Origin of the sequence: Candidatus Mycobacterium wuenschmannii (genome assembly GCF_030252325.1) — a bacterium.
Lineage (GTDB): Bacteria > Actinomycetota > Actinomycetes > Mycobacteriales > Mycobacteriaceae > Mycobacterium > Mycobacterium wuenschmannii.
Genome location: NZ_CP126981.1, coordinates 2,675,167 through 2,692,970 on the forward strand (window position 1 = coordinate 2,675,167; position 17,804 = coordinate 2,692,970).

Here is a 17,804-nt window from a genome sequence, read left to right on the forward strand (position 1 = left end):
GGGTCTCGCGTCACTCATCGCTTGATGCTTTCTGTCGTGTGGTCGCGGGGTGAGGTGCGAAATCGGTTGCGTAGGAACAGAGACACGTAGACCAGAGCGACGAGTACCGGAACTTCGATGAGTGGGCCGACAACACCCGCGAGTGCTTGGCCGGAGGTGGCCCCGTAAGTGGCGATGGCGACGGCGATGGCGAGTTCGAAGTTGTTGCCAGCAGCGGTAAATGCCAGCGTGGTCGTGCGTGGATATCCCAGGCCGAGAGTTGCGCCCAGGGCGTAGCCACCACCCCACATGATCGCGAAGTACGCCAGCAAGGGCAGGGCGATACGGGCAACGTCGAGTGGCCGGCTCATGATCTGGCCGCCTTGAAGGGCGAACAGGATGACGATGGTGAACAGCAGCCCGTAGAGCGCCCATGGGCCGATTTTGGGTAGCAGCGTGTTCTCGTACCAGCTTCGGCCCTTTGCTCTTTCGCCGAGCCGTCGTGACAGGTATCCGGCGATAAGTGGGATGCCCAGAAAGATCAGCACGGACTTGGCGATCTGCCACGGCGAGGTGCTGATGGTGGTCTGCGGCAAACCTATCCAGCGGGGGAGGACGGATAGATAGAACCAACCAAGTACGGCGAACATGACGACTTGAAAGACCGAGTTCAGCACGACCAGGACCGCAGCGGCTTCGCGGTCGCCGCAGGCGAGGTCATTCCAGATGACGACCATGGCGATGCAGCGGGCCAGGCCGACGATGATGAGGCCGGTGCGGTACTCAGGCAGGTCGGGCAGTAAGAGCCATGCCAGGGTGAACATCAGGGCGGGGCCGAGTATCCAGTTCAGCAGTAGGGAACTCAGCAGCAGTCGGCGGTCGCCGGTGACGGTGTCGAGGCGGTCGTAGCGGACTTTGGCCAAGACCGGGTACATCATGACCAGCAGCCCCAGCGCGATCGGCAGTGAAATTCCGTCCACCTGAACGTGATTGATGTCGGTATTCAGTCCCGGAACGAATCGGCCCAGGAGTAGTCCGGCGACCATGGCCGATCCGATCCAGACTGGTAGGAAGCGGTCGAGCGGTGAAAGCTGTTGTACGACACCGGAGTCTTCATGCTGCGCCGTCTGCGTCACTGTGTGCCTCCTGCTTCGCCGGTTCCGCGGCAGCGGCAGCCGTCGGCGTCGGCGGTAGGGGGTTCGGTGCCGAAGGTGTCGGCGTCGGCCAGCACCGTGTAGACCTCCCATCGTTCCCCTGCGGGGCCGGTGACCCACACCTTGTCCTGGGTGGCGAAGCAGCAGGTGGTGCCGATCTCTTCGTCGGTGAACATGCCCTCTCCGGATAGGCGGGCGATCTCCCGGTGGACGGTGTCGCTGGACTCGACCTCGATGCCCAAGTGGTTGAGACTGCCGCCGCGGCCGGGGTTTTCGATGAGTACCAACTTGAGGGGCGGTTCGGTGACGGCGAAGTTGGCGTAGCCGGGTTTCACTTTGGCCGGTGTCGTGTTGAACAGCTTGGAGTAGAACGTGATTGCTTCGTCAAGGTCGTCGACGTTGAGCGCGAGTTGAGCTCGGAACACCTGTCCTCCGTACCTCTACGGCATATGTCGAACTACTTACCGCGCCGATCCTGCCACCTCTTCGATATTTGTCAATAAGGTGTGGCACGATGGGTGGGTGCCCAAGACACTGCCCGAAGTCGACGTCACCGCCCCGGTGTGCTGCTCACCGGTGGCAGCTGGTCCCGTCGATGATGACGCAGCGTTGGAAATCGCGTTGCGCCTCAAGGCTTTAGCTGATCCGGTCCGCGTCAAGCTGATGTCGCTCCTGTTCGGCAGCAGCGCGGGCGAGGAGTGCAGTTGCGACCTCGCGAGGGCGGTCGAGCTCAGCGAATCAACGGTCAGCCATCACCTGTCGCAGTTGCGCCGTGCGGGGTTTGTCGTGTCAGAACGGCGCGGTATGAACGTCTATCACCGCGCCCATAGTGAATCGCTGGTCGCGCTGTGTTCGGTGCTTGATCCGAATTGCTGCCGCTGACGTATCCGTCTGCAACATCGTCGGGCTGCGGATACCGCTGATCTCAGCCATCACCCAAAGTGACGGCCCTGACCTGCTCAAACTCTGTGGAGCTAAGGGGAATCGAACCCCTGACCTTCTCGATGCGAACGAGACGCGCTACCAACTGCGCTATAGCCCCTGACCGGTAGATCAGGCTACCAGCCGCGGTGGGCGTCGCCGAACCAGCTACTGCCCGACCGCCCGGGGCAGGTCGCGGTCCCAGGTGTACTCCCGCGCGTACGGCGCGTAGTCGAGGTGTTCGAAGATCGGGTCTTCGTCGTCGATCTCCAGGACGACCGATCCGGGCCGACGCAGCCGCGACGGGACCACGTCGTACTCGCGGTCGTAGGTGTTCTCCACGCCGAGTTGCGAGCGGGCCATCCGCTGCGTCCGGCGCCGGCGCACCTGCTCCTCGATGCGGGTCTGCTTGCGCAAGTAACCCAGGTACACCACGGTCGCCGTGGCGATCACGCCGAAGAAGCCCCACGCGGCCGTGGTCAACAGGAAGGCCGTCGTCGCCGAGGCCACCAGCGTCGCGGCCATCAGCAGCAGCACCCGCTTGCGGGCCGCGTATTTACGGGCGCTGACGGCGGCGGCCTTGTCGACGTCGAAGCGGTGCCGCCGGTCGAAGGATGGGGACGCGACCATCGGGGTGTCGTCGGCGATCGGGATGCCGGAGGTGTCGTCGATGTACTCGTAGGTGTTCTCGTCGTCGAAGGCCTCGCCCTCGTCGTCGTACTCGACGGCGAGGTTCACATCGGTGTCGGCGTCGTCGCCAGGTTGGTCGTCGGCGTTCGCGACCGGGAGCGCCGCCGAGTCGGGGTCGGCCTCCTCGACCGGAAGCGGGGCGGCGACGGTGGCCATGACGCGCGACGGCGGAGAGTCGTCGGCCTCATCCTCGTCGTCGTCCAGGTCGTCGTCGTATTCGGCCTCGTCCGGTGCGGGCTGCCAGTCGGGGTCGCTGCGGTGTCCGGCGGCCGGCTTGCCGCGCCGGATGAGCCGGGCAGCGGTGCTGTTGTTGAGCACGCGGGTCGCCAGCGCGACATCGCTGGTGCGTCGCACCGCGTCGCGCTTGCTGACCAGCATGGGGACCAGCACGAAGAGCCAGAGCACTACGAGTGAGATCCACAGCAACGATTGCGGGATGCTTGGCATGCGACCCGCTCCTTTCCCCGCCTGGCGCGATCAGTTGACGACGCCTCTGCAAAGCATCATTAGTCACAAAAGTCACGTTTGTAACACGACACGCCGCGAGTTATTGACGGACTAAATCAGTCAGGCCCAGCGGGCATGACCCTCGCGCACCAGGGCCGACACCACCGACCCGTAGACCTCTTCGATCGTGAGGCCGACCAGCAGGTGGTCGCGCCAGTCGCCGTCGACGTGGAGGTAGCGCTTGAGCAGTCCCTCGTCGCGGAACCCGACCTTTGCCAACACCGCCCTGCTGGCCGCATTCTCCGGCCGGACGGTGGCCTCGACCCGGTGTAGCCGGACCGGGCCGAAACAGTGATCGAGGCCCAGCGCCAGGGCACCGGTCGCGACGCCGCGGCCGGTCATCGAACTGCATACCCAGTAGCCGATCCACGCCGACCGCAGCGCGCCGTGGGTGACGTTGCCGATCGTCAGCTGCCCGGCGAACTGGCCGTCGACCTCGATCACATACGGCAGCATGCGACCCTTGCGGGCCTCGGACCTGAGGCTCGCGCACACCGTCGGCCACGCCGACATCGAGTGTCGCGCAATCCAATCTGACTCGGTGCCGGGCTCGTACGGCTCCAGCTGGGTACGGTCGGCCAGCCTGGCCCGGCTCCACTGCCCGGCATCGCGGAGCCGCACCGGACGCAGCCGGACCACCCCGGCGTCCACCCGCAGCGGGCCCACCGAGCCCGGCCAGCCGGGGTGCTGGGAATCACTACCCCAGATATTCACGAGCCGGTTCGCTCAGCCACGCTGCGCCAGGAACGCGACTTCGACGATCTCGCCGGTGCGGATCTGCTCAGCCTCACGGGGAACCACGACCAGACAGTTTGCCTCCGCCAGCGTCGCCAGCAAATGCGACGAGGCGCCCGGCGCCCCGCCGAGCGCCTGCACGAGGTATTCGCCGGTGTCCTGGTCGCGCATCAGCTGGCCGCGCAGGAAGCCCTTGCGGCCGGCCACCGAGGTGATCGGCGACAGCGTGCGAGCCTGCACCGCCCGGCGCATCGGCTGCCGCTTGCCCAGCGACAACCGGATCAGCGGCCGGACCATCACCTCGAACACCACCAGCGCGCTGACCGGGTTGGCTGGCAACAGGAACGTCGGCACCCCGTCGCGGCCCAGCTGGCCGAAACCCTGCACCGAACCGGGATGCATCGCGACCCGGGTGACCTCCATCTCGCCGAGCTTGGCGAGCACCGACCGCACCGACTCGGCCGCCGCGCCGCCGACCGCGCCGGCGATCACCACGATCTCGGCCCGATTCACTTGCCCCTCAACGACTTCCCCGAGATCGCGGGCGTCGTTGCCGACGATGCCGACACGATTGACCTCGGCGCCGGCATCGCGCGCCGCTGCGGCCAGCGCGTAGGAATTGACGTCGTACACCTGGCCGTTGCCCGGCGTGCGGGAGATGTCGACCAGCTCGCCGCCGACCGCCAGGATCGACACCCGCGGGCGCGGATGCACGAGCACCCGTTCGCGTCCCACCGCGGCCAGCAGCCCGACCTGGGCCGCGCCGATGATCGTTCCGGACCGCACGGCCACGTCGCCGGGTTGCACGTCGTCACCGGTCCGTCGGACGTAGGCGCCCGACCGCACACCGCGCAGCACCCTGACCCGAGCCTGCCCGCCGTCGGTCCAGCGCAGCGGCAGCACCGCGTCGGCCAGTGTCGGCAGCGGCGCCCCAGTCTGAACGCGCGCCGCCTGGCCGGGTTGCAGTCGGCTGGGCGTCCGAGCGCCGGCCTGGACACTGCCCATCACCGGCAGCGTCACGCCCCCCTGAGTCGGCACCTCCGCCTCGTCGCCGTCGTGCTCATCAGTCGGGTCTGGCTCCCCCACCCCGAGCACGTCGACGCTGCGCACGGCGTAGCCGTCGATGGCGGCCTGGTCGAAGCCGGGCAGCGGGCGTTCGGTGACGACCTCTTCGGCGCACAGCAGGCCCTGGGCTTCGGCGATCGCGACCCGCACCGGCCGCGGCGCCACCGCGGCGGCCGTCACCCGGGCTTGTTGCTCTTCTACCGAACGCACAGCGCCTCTTCCGTTGGTCGGCGCCTAGTCCCCGGCCAGACCCAATCGAGTCACCAGCCAACGCCGTAGATCTGGCCCGTAGTCGTCACGGTCCAAGGCAAAGTCAACCGCAGCCTTGAGGTAGCCGCCGGGATTTCCCAAGTCGTGTCGGGAGCCGCGGTGCACGACGACATGCACGGGGTGGCCCTCGGCGATCAGCAGGTCGATGGCGTCGGTCAGCTGCATCTCGCCGCCGACGCCGCGCTGAATGCGTTGCAGCGCTTCGAAAATGGCGCGATCCAGCACGTAGCGACCGGCCGCGGCGTAGAGCGAGGGCGCGTCCTCGGTCCGCGGCTTCTCCACCATGCCCTTGACCTTGAGCACGTCCTTGCCGGCCCCGGCCACCGGCTCGACGTCGAACACGCCGTAGGCACTGATTTCCTCGGGCGACACCTCGATCGCGCACAGCACCGAACCGCCGTAGTCGGCGCGCACCTTCGACATGGTCTCCAGCACGCCGGTCGGCAGCACCAGATCGTCGGGCAGCAGGATCGCGACCGCGTCCTCGTCCTCCCACAGCACCGGCTCCACGCAGCTGATGGCGTGGCCCAGGCCCAGTGGCTCGGTCTGCACGACCGATTCGACCTTGATCAGGCCGGGCGCGCGGCGCACCTTGGCCAGCATGGCCTTCTTGCCGCGGGCCTCCAGGGTGCTCTCCAGCACGAGGTCTTCGACGAAATGCGCGACGACGCCGTCCTTGCCCTCGGAGGTGATGATCACCAGCCGCTCGGCGCCGGCCCCGGCCGCCTCGGCCGCCACCAGCTCGATGCCGGGGGTGTCGACGACCGGCAACAGCTCCTTGGGCACGGTTTTGGTGGCGGGCAGGAACCGGGTGCCCAAACCGGCCGCGGGCACGATCGCGGTGCGCGGAACCGAATTGGGTGAGGTTGCCATCGTTGAAACCATATCGTTGACCACGTGGCGACCGAGGGCAAGGCCGCGTTGCGGGAACGGCTGCTCGCAGCCCGTCGAGCGGTGCCCGACGACGACCGGGCGCGGCAGGCCACCGCGTTGCTCGATCACGTTGCCGGACTGGACATTCGCGGCGGTACGGTCTGTGCCTACGTGCCCGTCGGCGCGGAACCGGGGTCGATGGCAATGCTCGACGCGCTGCTGGGCCGCGCCGACCGGGTGCTGCTGCCGGTCGCCCGCACCACCGCCGCCGACGACTCCGTGGCGTTGCAGTGGGGTGAGTACCGACCCGGGGAGCTGGTGACGGCAAGGTTCGGGCTGCTCGAGCCACCCGGGCCGCATCTGCCGGCGTCGACGATCGCCGATGCGGCGGTCGTGGTGTTGCCGGCGTTGGCCGTCGACCATTCGGGCGCTCGACTGGGCCGTGGCCGCGGCTTCTACGACCGAACGCTGGCGTTACGAGATCCGTCGTCCCGGCTGATAGCGGTAATCCGTGACGAGGAACTGCTCGACGAGGTGCCGCACGAGCCACACGACGTGCCGGTGACCCACGCGCTGACGCCCGGGTTGGGTCTGGTCGGGCTTCCGAGCTGACCAATGCTCGCTTGCATCGAATTCACGGCGCATTCCCGACAGTCGCTGCGCACTTTCGCACGACAAATATGTTTTCAACATGAACTTTGCCTGCTTTTAAACTGAGTAACAGTTGGTCGTCGCTCATCTCAAAAAGATCGGAAGAATGCCGCTGCGTGAGGCCATTTTGGCTGTTAGGAGCGGTGGTACTGGCAAACTCTGCTCATTTATTGCGCATGCCGCACTTTGCGCCTGCACATTTCTGCGCGGCTTACCCTTGCATCTTGAATTTTGACTGAGGTAAACCTGAGCGCAACATAAACGCACGCGAATGAGTGGAGCGCAGTCCGAATGAAGCAACGATTCTTTGCAGGCGTTGGTGTCGCCGCCGGCGTGCTGGGTGCATCCGCTCTGCTAATTCCCGCACCGGCCCACGCCGACACCGCGGACGCGCTGATAGTCCCGTCCGCCGGGGCTCTGGCAGAGAGCACGACCGCGATGTTCCTCGGCGGCACTTTTCAGCCGACGCCGTCGCTCGCCTTCGTCGGAAACGCGGAGCGACTCTTTCTGAACCCACTCGATTTCGCCGGCCCCGCGGCGAACTCGTTGACCATCTGCAACATCGCAGGAGTCGACGCGCCGTGTGACACAGCGCTGCAGGTGCTGACCACTCCCAACTTGCTCCAATTCGGCCCGAGCGCCCTGATGGGCCGGGACATCTTCATCGATGCGGTGGAGAACTCCTACGCCGAGGGCGGGTTCGACTCCGACAATCCGCTGACGGTCTTCGCGTACTCGCAGAGCGCCATGGCGCTGTCCGCGGCGTACGAGACGCTCTACGACGAGGGCAACGGAATACCGTTGGACGCACTGAAATTCGTCTTCATCGGCAACCCAAGCACCGAAGCGGGGATAGCCCCGAACATCTACGCCGACCTCGTGCAGCTTTTCGGTGGCGGGTCGAGCGGCGAAGAGTTCACCACCTCCCTCTTCACGATCACCGGCCAGACTCAGTTCCTCCCCGGTGGCGAGCTCGTCGGTCTGACCCCCAACGATCTGTACGACACCACCATTTACACGATCGAGGGCGACGGCGTCGCCGCCTGGCAGGACGTCTGGGACGAGACCCTCATCAGCCAGCCCGGCAATTACCTCGGCGCGCTCGGCAATGGCCTGATCGCCTTCTTCACCAATCACGTCGAATACCTCGGACTGACGCCGGAGGATATTGCTGCGGGCGTGCCGACGGTCGATGGCACCATCACGACCATCACCCTCGCCGACAGTCCAGATGCGCTGCTGAGCCTGTTCACGAATGGGAATGCCGACAGCGGGGTCTTCACCGCGCTGCTGGGGACGATCGCAGCCCTCTTCGACCCCGATTTCTACTAGACCCGGGCTAGCAGTCCCGCAGCACCCGTCGCATGGCGTCCTTCTCGTTGGCGGACACCCAGAGCCGGTAGACCGTCTTCACCTCGACGGCGCGGGCCACAAACGCGCAGCGGAACGCGGCGTTGGGTGGCAGCCAGGACCCGATATCGCGAAAAGCCTTGTCGAAGTTGATGTTTCCCCCGACCGCCAGCAGGTTGCGCGGATCGTTGGCGAAGTCGCGGCGGCGCTGGTCGTCCCACACCCGCGCCCCCTTGTACCAGGCGTCCGACAGCGAGACGACGTGGTCGATCTGCACAGCCGACGAGGTGTCGGGACCGCGGACGAAGTCAATGGTCGCCCCGGCGTACGGGTCGTGCAGCACACCGCTCTGGGCAAAGCAGGTGCCCGGCCGCACCTGCAGGTCGGCCAAATCACGACGCAGGATGTCGTCGCGGGTGTTGCAGCCGTTGTGGCCGAATTCGACGTTCACGTCGTCGCTCCACGCCTCGCCGAACCGGAAGCGCTGAAAGTCGCTCACCCGGTCCCAGCCGTGCACGGGCAGCGCTTCCAGTTGCGCGCGCGCCACGTCATAGTCCGGAGTGGCCGTCGGCGACGGGCCGGCATCCGGATGCGAGCCCCGGTGGTACTGCCAGAGGACTGCCCCGGCGACCGCGGCGAGGATGCCGACCGCCACCGCATTCCTGAATCGGCCTCCCACTGCGGATCAGCCGTCCGCGTCGACGTTGCACTCCTGAGCGATCCGCCCAAGGAGGTCCCCCAGCTGCGACACTTCCTTCTTCGACAGGTTGCCGAAGACGTGTTGGCGCACCGCAGCAACGTGGCCCGGGGCGGCCGCGCGGACGATCCGTAAACCTTTGGGGGTCAACTCCGCTCGGGTGAGTCGCCCGTCGCAAGGATCGGTGTCGCGGCGCAAGCAGCCGGCCGCCTCGAGACGCTTCACCACATGCGAGAGACGCGACAGCGAGCCATTCGTCACTGCCGCAAGCGCTTTCATGCCCAGCCGGTGGTCCGGCTGCTCGGCGAGCACTCCCAGCACGAGGTATTCGTACTGCGTCAGTTTCGAATCGCGCCGCAACTGCGTGTCCAGCGCGGCCGGCAGGCGGGTCATGACGCGTACCAACTCCATCCAGGTGTGGCGTTCGGCATCGTTCAGCCACCGCGGTTGGTCGGGCACGACGTCACCCTAGCTCACTTGACGCTTCAAGTCACCGCTGTTAGCTTCGGTTGAAGCGTCAACTCAATGGTGGAACGAAAGGCTCGTCATGAATCTCGCGTTGTGGATTTGCCAAGGTGTGCTCGCGCTGGCCTTCGCGGGGGCCGGCCTGATGAAGCTGTCGTTCGACGGCAAGACCCTGGCCGAGAAGGGCATGGGCTTTGCCTCGGAGGTCTCGCCGGCCTTTCTGAAGTCACTCGGCGCGGCCGAGGTGGCCGGCGCTATCGGGGTGGTCGTGCCGGGACTGGTGCACATCGCGCCGGTGCTCGTTCCGGTCGCCGCCGCATGCCTCGCCCTCGTCATGGTCGGGGCGATCGTCGTTCACGTGCAACGCAAAGAATGGTCCGGGCTCGTCGCGCCCGCTGTGCTGCTTGCTGTCGCGGTGTTCGTCGCGGTGCAGCGGTTCGGTCCGTACGCGTTCTGAGCTAACACATGAAAACCCTATGAGCTAGTGAAATCCCGGTCGCAGAGAACTCACCGGGACTTCACTGGCAATCATGGTTGGTATCGAAAACGTGAGGCGCGCCGCGGCTTGGGCTTTGCTGCCGATCTTCGGCGCGGTCGCCTCCTTATGGATTTTCGGCCTGGCCACCGGTGAGGCGCACGCCGACGTGCGCTGCGATCCGGTGTGCCACGGCAACTGGTGCCCAGGCGATCCGGTGTACTCGCAGGCGCGAGAACTGGCGAAGTCGTGGGACATGAACGTGTGTCACGAGTTTCACCAGATCTCCGGAAGCGAAAACGGCGGTTACGCCGAGGGACCACTGCCCCCGGGCACCTTCGTGTGCCAGCCGTGGCAGTTCATGTGCCCCTGACACTCGACTCGGTAGCATCCGGTCGGTGGCCATCAGACTGGAGAACGTCGGCATCGCGGTGCGCGACTTGGATGCCACCATCGCCTTCTTCACCGACCTCGGCCTCACGGTCGTCGGCCGCGACACCGTCCGCGGTGAGTGGACCGACACCGCTGTCGGGCTCGACGGCAACCACGCCAACATCGCGATGCTCGAGACCCCCGACGGCCAAGGCCGCATCGAACTCTTCGAGTACATCCATCCGGCGGCGATCGAGTCGGAACCCACCGCCCCCAACCACATTGGGATGCACCGGATCGCGTTCGCCGTCGACGACATCGACGAAGCCCTGGCTATCGCCGCGCGGCACGGCTGCCACCCGCTGCGTGGCGTCGCGACCTACGAGGACGCCTTCAAGCTGACGTACATCCGTGGCCCGAGTGGCATCCTCGTGATGCTCGCCGAGGCGCTGCCGTCGGATTGACGGCCAAATCGCCTTACTCGAGCTTCTCCGCGATTCGGCCGGCGCTAATGTTGTTGAGACGCTTGTGAAGCCGTCCCACGCGCCAGCGCGCGAACCTGATTGACTTGTCGCTCGCGACAGCGAGCGAGGTGCCCACAGGTAGCGGTGCGGTTGGTATGAAGACCATGTATTGGCCTCAAGCCAGAGCGTGCGGCTGTAGGGTCCTCGCGTCATCTGAAAACGATATTTCTTGCTAGCGACGCGCGAGATTTGGCTTGCGGACGCTCATCTTCGAGGTGGACTGGTGACCAACAGTGATGGTGGCGACGACATGAGTGCTCGGTCCATTGTCTGAATCCGACCGCCTGAATGAGGCCACTCAGGCTCCGCCGACTGTCGATCAACCGCTGATCCCACCGTTCTTACCGCGGATGATCCACCGATTGGCGCTGCCAATTGTGCTGGTGTGGCTGGGAATAGTGTTCGTCACCAATACCGTTGCCCCGCAGCTGGAGGTTGTGTCCAAGATTCACGCTGTCTCGGAAAGTCCGGAGGACGCGGTCTCGTACCAATCGATGATGCGGATTGGGAAGACATTCAAAGAGTTCGACTCCGACAGCTCGGCGATGGTGCTGCTCGAGGGCGACAAGCCACTGGGCGCGGCCGCCCACGAGTACTACGACGAGATCGTCCGGCGCCTCGAGCGCGACACGAAGCACGTCCAGCACATCCAGGATTTCTGGAGCGATCCGCTGACTGCGGCGGGCTCGCAGAGCCACGATCAGAAGGCCGCCTACGTCCAGGTGTACCTCGCCGGAGACCTGGGCAGCGGCCTATCCGGGGAATCCACCGAGGCCGTCCGCGAGATCGTGGCATCGGTGCCCCAGCCGCCCGGGATCAAGGCCTACGTCACCGGTGAAGGTCCGTTGTTCGCCGACGAGAACAACGCGGGTGACAAGGGCGTCGCACAGGTCACCGCCGTCACCGTCCTTGTCATCCTGATCATGCTGCTGTTCGTATACCGATCGGTCAGCACCGTTCTCATCATGTTGGTGACGGTCTTCATCGAGCTGGCCGCGGCCCGGGGCATGGTCGCAACGCTGGGCAACTACGGCGTCATGGGACTCACAACCTTCGCCGTTAACATGCTGGTGCTGTTGGCGATTGCCGCCGGAACCGACTACGCGATCTTCATCGTCGGCCGCTACCACGAGGCCCGCGGTCTGGGCGAGACGCGCGAAGAAGCGTTCTACACGATGTTCCACAGCACGGCCCACGTCGTGCTGGGCTCGGGCCTGACCATCGCCGGCGCGATGTACTGCCTGAGTTTCTGCCGCCTGCCCTATTTCCAGTCACTGGGTGTGCCCTGTGCGGTCGGCATGTTGGTCGCGGTCTTCGCGGCGCTGACCTTGGGTCCCGCCGTACTGACGATCGCCTCATTCTTCAAACTGATGGACCCCAAGCGCAAGCTGCAGACCCAGGGCTGGCGGCGGATCGGCACCGCCATCGTGCGCTGGCCCGCACCGGTTTTCGCGGTGACGATCGCGATCGCGCTGGTCGGTCTGCTCGCCCTGCCTGGCTACGAGACGGACTACGACAGCCGGCACTTCCTGCCGCCGGACACTCCGGCCAACGTCGGCTACGCCGCGGCCGACCGGCACTTCGACCAGGCCCGGCTCAATCCCGAGTTGTTGATGATCGAGACCGATCACGACCTGCGTAACCCGGCCGACTTCATCGTGCTGGACAAGGTCGCCAAGGCGGTCTTCCACATCCCCGGCATCGGCCGGGTACAGACCATCACCCGGCCGCTGGGCACCCCGCTGGACCACAGCACGCTCGGCTTCCAGATGGGCGCCCAAGCCGCAGGCCGCATCCAGACCCAGCACTACCAGGAGGAGCAGGCCAAATACCTGCTGAACCAGGTAGCGGAAATTCGCACCGGCATCGACAATTTGCGGCAGCAGATGGCACTCCAGCAGCAGACCAGCGACATCACGCACGAAACGACCAAGCTCACCAGGGAGACGGTCGAAATCACCGCGGCGCTGCGCGATGACATCGCCAACTTCGATGACTTCTACCGGCCGATCCGTAGCTACTTCTACTTCGAGAAGCACTGCTACGACATCCCGCTCTGCTGGACCTTGCGATCGATCTTCAACGCACTAGACGGCACCGATCAGCTGGCCGAAGATATTCAAGACCTCAGCGCAAACCTCGATCAATTGGACCGCATCCAGCCCGAGCTCGTAGCACTGATCCCGCCGCAGCTCGAGAGCCAACAGCGCAACCTCGACACGATCATGTCGACCTACGCGACCACCAAGGGTCTCAACGACCAGGCCAAAGCGCAGTCCGACAACGCCACCGCCCAGAGCGACGCATTCGACAAGGCCAAGAACGACGACACGTTCTACCTGCCGCCCGAAGCGTTTCAGAGCCCGGATTTCGCGCGCGGTCTCGAGCAGTTCATCTCACCGAACGGGCATGCGGTTCGATTGATCATCTCCCACGAGGGCAACCCGGCCACCCCGGAGGGCATCAGCCACATCGCGCCGATCAAGCAGGCCGTGCACGAGGCGATCAAGGGCACCCCGTGGGAAGGATCCAAAATCTACCTCGGTGGCACCGCGGCCACGTACAAGGACATGCACGACGGATCCAACATCGACCTGCTGATCGCCGGAATCGCCGCCGCCGCATTGATTTTCGTCATCATGCTGATCATCACCCGAAGCGTGGTCGCGGCCGTCGTCATCGTCGGCACGGTACTGCTCTCGCTGGGCGCCTCGTTCGGCCTCTCGGTGCTCTTGTGGCAGTACATCTTGGGCATCAAATTGCACTGGATGGTGCTGGCGATGGCGGTCATCCTGCTCATGGCCGTCGGGTCGGACTACAACCTGCTGCTGATATCCCGGTTCAAGGAGGAGATCCACGCCGGTCTGAAGACGGGGACGATCCGCGCCATGGCCGGTTCGGGCTCAGTGGTGACGTCAGCCGGCCTGGTCTTCGCAGCGACCATGGCGAGCTTCGCGTTCAGCCCGCTGCGCGTCATGTCCCAGGTGGGGACGACGATCGCGCTGGGCCTGCTGTTCGACACCCTGATCGTGCGGTCGTTCATGACGCCCTCGGTGGCGACGCTGCTGGGCCGGTGGTTCTGGTGGCCGCAACGGGTGCGTCTGCGCCCGGCCAGCACGATGCTGCAGCCGTACGGAACCCGCGTCGCGGTGCGCGAATTGATTCTCGGACGGCAGCGGGAATGACACACGCCACGTGGCGGTTTTAGCACTTAAGACTGTAGAGTGCTAAGCGTTTAGACCATCTTGGAGGTATGGGTGCCGACTTACAGCTACGCGTGTACCGAGTGCGGTGATCGCTTCGATGTGGTCCAGGCTTTCAGCGACGACGCGCTGACCACGTGCGAGAAGTGCTCGGGCCGGTTACGCAAGCTGTTCGGCAACGTCGGCGTCGTCTTCAAGGGCAGCGGCTTCTACCGCAACGACAGCCGCGAGGCGTCCAAGAACACCGGCGGGGGCTCGTCTTCGAGCGCTAGCTCCGAGGGTTCCAAGTCCAGCTCTGATAGTTCCGGCTCGAGCTCCGAGAGCTCCAGCTCCTCCGCGTCCGAGAAGTCGAGCTCGTCGGGCGATTCGTCGAAGTCGTCCTCCGGCTCTTCGTCCTCGTCATCGTCCTCGAAGTCACCGGCCACCACGTCCAGCTAGCCGGTTATCCACAGGCGGCCCATCGGCGGTCGCATGCCTCGTCTCGCGGCGCCTACGGTGGGCGCGTGGGCAGTCACCCGCTGAATCCTTCGCTGCCGGACCGCTTTTCGCAGTGGCTGCGGCCCGACTGGTCACGCACCATCCGGGCCCGGCGGCTCGCCGCGGCCGGTCTGGTGTTGCTGGCCGCTGTCGCCGCGTGGCGACCCGATCCCGACGACGGCCGTATGCAGGTGGTGGTGGCCGCGCGGGACCTGGGCCCCGGCGCCGAGTTGACCGCCGACGACGTGCGGCTCGAAACCCATTCGGCGCTAACGGTTCCGGACGGTTCAGCAACGGATGTGGGCGCGGTCATCGGTGGCACGCTGGCTGGTCCGGCCCGACGCGGGGAGGTACTCACCGACGTGCGACTGCTCGGCCGTCGCCTCGCGGAATCCGCCGCCGGCCCCGACGCGCGCATCGTGCCGGTGCATCCGTCCGACGGCGCGCTGATCGATCTGGTGCGACCGGGCGACGTCGTCGACATCGTCGCGGCCGCCGAGGGCAGCACCCAGGCGAGTCCGCACGTGGTCGCGACCAACGCGATCGTCGTCTCGGTGTCGGCGAAACCGAAGGCTCAGAGCGCGGGCAACGACCGGGTGGTGTTGGTCGCGCTGCCGGCCGTGTCAGCCACCGCGGTGGCCGGCGCGGCACTGGTCGCGACCGTCACCCTCACCCTGCACTGAGCGCCGCGGTCAGGCGGCCGGCGCGGACTGCTCGCTGGCGCAGAACTTGCACTTGTGTGCGGCCTCGGGGATGTCCGAACAGCATTCCCCGCACGCCTTGGTCGCCGGCGCCTCGCCGAAAACCGTTACGCCGCGGCGCTTCTGGATCTGCCGATAGGGCACCACGATCGCGAAATAGACGGTGGCCATGAATACCAGGAAGTAGATGAACCCGCCGATCAGGGTGCCGAAGTCGAGGAAGGTCTTCTCATTGCCTTCCTTACCCAGCTGCACGCCGAGCCCGAGCGCGGTATCCGGCTGGGCGGCCGCCACCAACGGGTTGATGATGCTTGCGGTGAACACCTTGACCAGATCCGAAAAGGCCAAGGCCACAACCAAACCGACCGCAACGGTAATGACGTCCTCACGCATGACGAAATTCTTGAAACCCTTTAACACCCGAGCCAACCTTTCGTGAGCAGGAATCGACAGGGCAACTCAAGATCACCCTGAATTGACGTTAAGACTGCTCAACGACATTCGCGCCATTTGCGGCGAATTAGTCAGCCGTGATGTGGCGGCACGTTGTCGCGCAGCCACTGGTCGCGCTCTGCGTCCTCCCGGCTGGCGTCCGGGTCACGCTCGTCGGACGACGACTGCCATTCGTGGTCGTCGCCGATGGGGCCGGACATGCCGGGCGTCAGATCTCCAGGCTGGAAAGCTGCCCGATGATCTGGGCCGCCAGTGGGTTGAGCGTCGCCATTCCATCGCGGACCGCCTGCCGCGAACCGGCGAGGTTGACCACCAGCGTGCTGCCCGAGATGCCGGCCAGCCCGCGGGACAGGCCCGCCTCGATGATGCCCGCGGACAGACCGGAGCCGCGGATGGCCTCGGCGATGCCGGCCACCAGGCGGTCGAGGATGTCCAGCGTCGCCTCGGGGGTGACGTCCCGGGGCGTCACCCCGGTGCCGCCCACCGACACGACCAGGTCCACTCCCCCGATGACCGCGGTGTTGAGCGCGTTGCGGATTTCCACCTCGTCGGCGGCGACGGCGATCACGCCGTCCACCACGAATCCCGCTTCGCTCAGCAGTTCGGTGACCAACGGACCGCTGTGGTCCTCGTCGCCGTGATCATCGACAACGACGACGAGTGCCCGGCCGATCATTTCGGCGCCCTGTTCCATGGCTGCAACCGTATATCTGGCGTCCGACCGTGGCGCGGCGGCTCTGGTCACTGTTGCGCCTTGCCGAGCGTGACCTGGATCTTCTTGGTCTCGCCGGACGGATCCTTGATCGTCAGCATCACCTTGTCGCCGGGTGCCTTCGAGCGGACGGCGGCGACCAGCGCGTCGGCGCTGTTGACCGTGCGGTCGTCGACCTTGGTCACGACCACCCCGCCGGGCAGGCCGGCGGCTGCGGCGGCGCCGTTGGGCACCACCTCGACGACCTTGGCGCCGGGGGTCTCCTTGTCGTTGGTCACCTGCACGCCCAGCGAGGCGTGCGACGCGGTGCCCGAGCTGATCAGCTCGTCGGCGATGCGCTTGGCCTGGTCGACCGGGATCGCGAACCCGAGTCCGATCGAGCCGCTCTGCGCGTCCGGCGAGTCACCACCGAGGGTGGCGATCGCGGAGTTGACGCCGACCAGCTGGCCGCTCATGTTGACCAGCGCGCCGCCGGAGTTGCCCGGGTTGATCGCGGCGTCGGTCTGGATGGCGTCCAGCACGGTGTTCTGGTTGCCGGTCTCGCCGGTGGTCGACACCGGGCGGTTGAGCGCGCTGACGATGCCGGTGGTGACCGTGCCGGACAGGCCGAGCGGCGAACCGACCGCCATGACCGGCTGGCCGACGTGCAGGTTGGCCGACGAGCCGATGCTGATCGGGGTCAGGTTGGACATGCCCTGAACGCGCACCACCGCGATGTCGGTGGTGGGGTCGGCGCCGACGACGGTGAATTCCGCGGTGCGGCCGTCGGAGAACGTCACCGTGGTCTTCGGCTTGCCGCCGCGCGGGCCCGGGTCGGGGGCGGGCTGGTCGGGGTCCAGGCCCGGGGCGCCCGGGTCGTCGTCGGGGCCGGGACCCTGGTGCTCGGGGTTCGGGCGCTGGTGCGGACCGCCGCCGGGGGGCGGCGCCTTCCCGGCCGCGGTGGCGACGACGTGATTGTTGGTCAGGATCAAGCCGTCCGAGGACAGGATGATGCCGGAGCCCTCTTCGGACGCCCGGCCGATGTTCGTCTCGAGCATGACGACGCTGGGCACCACCTTGGCGGCGACCTGCTCGACGCTGCCGAGCGGCGCGTTGGAGGCCGGCATGCCGGGGGTGGCACCGCCGGGCATCGCGCCGTCGGCGACGGAGGCGAGCGTGCCGTGGTGCGCGACGACCGACGCGGCGGCCCCGCCGATGCCGGCGGAGACGACGGCAACCGCGATGGCACCGACCGTCAAAGCGCCTGCGCGAGAACGCTTTCGGGGTGCGGGGAGCTGCGGCGGCGGGCCACCGGCGGAGTGTCCGCCCTGACCGGCGAACGGACCGTACGGCTGCCGGAACTGCGGCTGCTGGGGCTGGTGCGCGCCCTGCCGCCACTCGTAACCCTGCGGGTAGGTTTGCTGCTGTCCATAAGCCGAATGGCTTGTGGCCCCACGCTGATCGGACACCGGACGGTATCCGGGCTGCTGCGGCGGTGGCGAATACCTCGGGTGATTCGTCATGTCGCTAGGTCACTCTCTCTTGTGCCGT

The 17,804-nt window shown here is 66.2% G+C and carries 20 protein-coding genes, 1 tRNA gene and 1 pseudogene; 9 read left to right on the forward strand and 13 right to left on the reverse strand.

Features of this window, described 5'->3' with window-relative positions:
- Positions 1 to 29: 29 nt before the first annotated feature.
- Together arsB and PT015_RS12635 are read right to left on the reverse strand one after the other, a co-directional pair.
- Positions 30 to 1,148, reverse strand: a pseudogene (arsB, locus tag PT015_RS12630) (ACR3 family arsenite efflux transporter); the annotation flags it as partial.
- A complete protein-coding gene (locus PT015_RS12635) occupies positions 1,112 to 1,558 on the reverse strand; it encodes an ArsI/CadI family heavy metal resistance metalloenzyme (protein ID WP_285184846.1) in 447 nt (148 codons plus the stop codon). The pseudogene arsB and the gene PT015_RS12635, both read right to left, overlap by 37 nt.
- Positions 1,559 to 1,655: 97 nt before the next feature.
- Here PT015_RS12635 and PT015_RS12640 point away from each other — a divergent pair, with 97 nt between their 5' ends.
- On the forward strand, positions 1,656 to 2,015 hold the full coding sequence (locus PT015_RS12640) for an Rv2640c family ArsR-like transcriptional regulator (protein ID WP_285184848.1): 360 nt from the start codon (positions 1,656 to 1,658) through the stop codon (positions 2,013 to 2,015).
- A gap of 87 nt (positions 2,016 to 2,102) precedes the next feature.
- Here the strand turns inward: PT015_RS12640 and PT015_RS12645 are convergent.
- The 5 genes from PT015_RS12645 to PT015_RS12665 form a co-directional block, all read right to left on the reverse strand.
- Positions 2,103 to 2,175, reverse strand: a tRNA-Ala gene (locus tag PT015_RS12645).
- A 47-nt stretch (positions 2,176 to 2,222) separates the two neighbouring features.
- Positions 2,223 to 3,191, reverse strand: a complete 969-nt coding sequence (gene sepX / locus PT015_RS12650; RefSeq protein ID WP_285184850.1) for a divisome protein SepX/GlpR — start codon at positions 3,189 to 3,191, stop codon at positions 2,223 to 2,225.
- Positions 3,192 to 3,311: 120 nt separating this feature from the next.
- On the reverse strand, positions 3,312 to 3,965 hold the full coding sequence (locus PT015_RS12655) for a GNAT family N-acetyltransferase (RefSeq protein ID WP_285184851.1): 654 nt from the start codon (positions 3,963 to 3,965) through the stop codon (positions 3,312 to 3,314).
- A gap of 12 nt (positions 3,966 to 3,977) precedes the next feature.
- Positions 3,978 to 5,261 carry a molybdotransferase-like divisome protein Glp gene (gene glp / locus PT015_RS12660; RefSeq protein ID WP_285184852.1) on the reverse strand — a complete coding sequence of 428 codons (1,284 nt, stop codon included), beginning with the start codon at positions 5,259 to 5,261 and terminating at the stop codon, positions 3,978 to 3,980.
- A 24-nt stretch (positions 5,262 to 5,285) separates the two neighbouring features.
- On the reverse strand, positions 5,286 to 6,194 hold the full coding sequence (locus tag PT015_RS12665) for a UTP--glucose-1-phosphate uridylyltransferase (RefSeq protein ID WP_285184853.1): 909 nt from the start codon (positions 6,192 to 6,194) through the stop codon (positions 5,286 to 5,288).
- Positions 6,195 to 6,218: 24 nt separating this feature from the next.
- Between PT015_RS12665 and PT015_RS12670 the strand changes: the two genes are divergently transcribed.
- Complete coding sequence (locus PT015_RS12670) at positions 6,219 to 6,806, forward strand: 5-formyltetrahydrofolate cyclo-ligase (RefSeq protein WP_285184855.1); 588 nt, start codon at positions 6,219 to 6,221, stop codon at positions 6,804 to 6,806.
- Positions 6,807 to 7,136: 330 nt separating this feature from the next.
- A complete protein-coding gene (locus tag PT015_RS12675; RefSeq protein WP_285184856.1) occupies positions 7,137 to 8,177 on the forward strand; it encodes a PE-PPE domain-containing protein in 1,041 nt (346 codons plus the stop codon).
- A gap of 7 nt (positions 8,178 to 8,184) precedes the next feature.
- Here the strand turns inward: PT015_RS12675 and PT015_RS12680 are convergent, their stop codons facing one another.
- Together PT015_RS12680 and PT015_RS12685 are read right to left on the reverse strand one after the other, a co-directional pair.
- Complete coding sequence (locus PT015_RS12680) at positions 8,185 to 8,850, reverse strand: HNH endonuclease family protein (RefSeq protein ID WP_285184857.1); 666 nt, start codon at positions 8,848 to 8,850, stop codon at positions 8,185 to 8,187.
- A gap of 30 nt (positions 8,851 to 8,880) precedes the next feature.
- Positions 8,881 to 9,351, reverse strand: coding sequence for a MarR family winged helix-turn-helix transcriptional regulator (locus PT015_RS12685; RefSeq protein ID WP_285184858.1), 471 nt, complete (start codon positions 9,349 to 9,351; stop codon positions 8,881 to 8,883).
- Between the two features lie 88 nt (positions 9,352 to 9,439).
- On the opposite strand from PT015_RS12685, the gene PT015_RS12690 reads away from it, so the two are divergent.
- The 6 genes from PT015_RS12690 (at position 9,440) to PT015_RS12715 (ending at position 15,091) form a co-directional block, all read left to right on the forward strand.
- Complete coding sequence (locus PT015_RS12690) at positions 9,440 to 9,814, forward strand: DoxX family protein (protein ID WP_285184859.1); 375 nt, start codon at positions 9,440 to 9,442, stop codon at positions 9,812 to 9,814.
- Positions 9,815 to 9,887: 73 nt separating this feature from the next.
- Positions 9,888 to 10,205: a hypothetical protein gene (locus PT015_RS12695; protein WP_285184861.1), complete on the forward strand. Its 318-nt coding sequence runs from the start codon at positions 9,888 to 9,890 to the stop codon at positions 10,203 to 10,205.
- Positions 10,206 to 10,230: 25 nt separating this feature from the next.
- Positions 10,231 to 10,668 carry a VOC family protein gene (locus tag PT015_RS12700; protein ID WP_285184862.1) on the forward strand — a complete coding sequence of 146 codons (438 nt, stop codon included), beginning with the start codon at positions 10,231 to 10,233 and terminating at the stop codon, positions 10,666 to 10,668.
- Positions 10,669 to 11,078: 410 nt separating this feature from the next.
- On the forward strand, positions 11,079 to 13,913 hold the full coding sequence (locus tag PT015_RS12705) for an MMPL/RND family transporter (RefSeq protein WP_390887798.1): 2,835 nt from the start codon (positions 11,079 to 11,081) through the stop codon (positions 13,911 to 13,913).
- Positions 13,914 to 13,985: 72 nt separating this feature from the next.
- Positions 13,986 to 14,369, forward strand: a complete 384-nt coding sequence (locus PT015_RS12710) for an FmdB family zinc ribbon protein (protein ID WP_285184864.1) — start codon at positions 13,986 to 13,988, stop codon at positions 14,367 to 14,369.
- A gap of 65 nt (positions 14,370 to 14,434) precedes the next feature.
- Positions 14,435 to 15,091, forward strand: a complete 657-nt coding sequence (locus PT015_RS12715; RefSeq protein ID WP_285184865.1) for an SAF domain-containing protein — start codon at positions 14,435 to 14,437, stop codon at positions 15,089 to 15,091.
- Between the two features lie 9 nt (positions 15,092 to 15,100).
- On the opposite strand, the gene PT015_RS12720 is transcribed toward PT015_RS12715, so the two are convergent.
- The 4 genes from PT015_RS12720 to PT015_RS12735 all read right to left on the reverse strand — a co-directional run bounded on the left by PT015_RS12720 (position 15,101) and on the right by PT015_RS12735 (position 17,776).
- Positions 15,101 to 15,502, reverse strand: coding sequence for an MscL family protein (locus tag PT015_RS12720; protein WP_285184866.1), 402 nt, complete (start codon positions 15,500 to 15,502; stop codon positions 15,101 to 15,103).
- A 131-nt stretch (positions 15,503 to 15,633) separates the two neighbouring features.
- Positions 15,634 to 15,762 (reverse strand): hypothetical protein, encoded by a 129-nt coding sequence (locus PT015_RS12725; RefSeq protein WP_285184868.1) that lies wholly within the window; start codon positions 15,760 to 15,762, stop codon positions 15,634 to 15,636.
- Positions 15,763 to 15,770: 8 nt separating this feature from the next.
- Complete coding sequence (locus PT015_RS12730; RefSeq protein ID WP_285184870.1) at positions 15,771 to 16,256, reverse strand: MogA/MoaB family molybdenum cofactor biosynthesis protein; 486 nt, start codon at positions 16,254 to 16,256, stop codon at positions 15,771 to 15,773.
- A 47-nt stretch (positions 16,257 to 16,303) separates the two neighbouring features.
- A complete protein-coding gene (locus PT015_RS12735) occupies positions 16,304 to 17,776 on the reverse strand; it encodes a S1C family serine protease (protein ID WP_285184872.1) in 1,473 nt (490 codons plus the stop codon).
- Positions 17,777 to 17,804: the final 28 nt, after the last annotated feature.

Coding starts and splice junctions, on each gene's coding strand:
- sepX (WP_285184850.1), bottom strand. CDS start 3,191: ATGCCAAGCATCCCGCAATCGTTGCTGTGGATCTCACTCGTAGTGCTC.
- PT015_RS12665 (WP_285184853.1), bottom strand. CDS start 6,194: ATGGCAACCTCACCCAATTCGGTTCCGCGCACCGCGATCGTGCCCGCG.
- PT015_RS12675 (WP_285184856.1), top strand. CDS start 7,137: ATGAAGCAACGATTCTTTGCAGGCGTTGGTGTCGCCGCCGGCGTGCTG.
- PT015_RS12690 (WP_285184859.1), top strand. CDS start 9,440: ATGAATCTCGCGTTGTGGATTTGCCAAGGTGTGCTCGCGCTGGCCTTC.
- PT015_RS12695 (WP_285184861.1), top strand. CDS start 9,888: ATGGTTGGTATCGAAAACGTGAGGCGCGCCGCGGCTTGGGCTTTGCTG.
- PT015_RS12705 (WP_390887798.1), top strand. CDS start 11,079: ATGATCCACCGATTGGCGCTGCCAATTGTGCTGGTGTGGCTGGGAATA.
- PT015_RS12720 (WP_285184866.1), bottom strand. CDS start 15,502: ATGCGTGAGGACGTCATTACCGTTGCGGTCGGTTTGGTTGTGGCCTTG.
- PT015_RS12725 (WP_285184868.1), bottom strand. CDS start 15,762: ATGTCCGGCCCCATCGGCGACGACCACGAATGGCAGTCGTCGTCCGAC.
- PT015_RS12730 (WP_285184870.1), bottom strand. CDS start 16,256: ATGGAACAGGGCGCCGAAATGATCGGCCGGGCACTCGTCGTCGTTGTC.
- PT015_RS12735 (WP_285184872.1), bottom strand. CDS start 17,776: ATGACGAATCACCCGAGGTATTCGCCACCGCCGCAGCAGCCCGGATAC.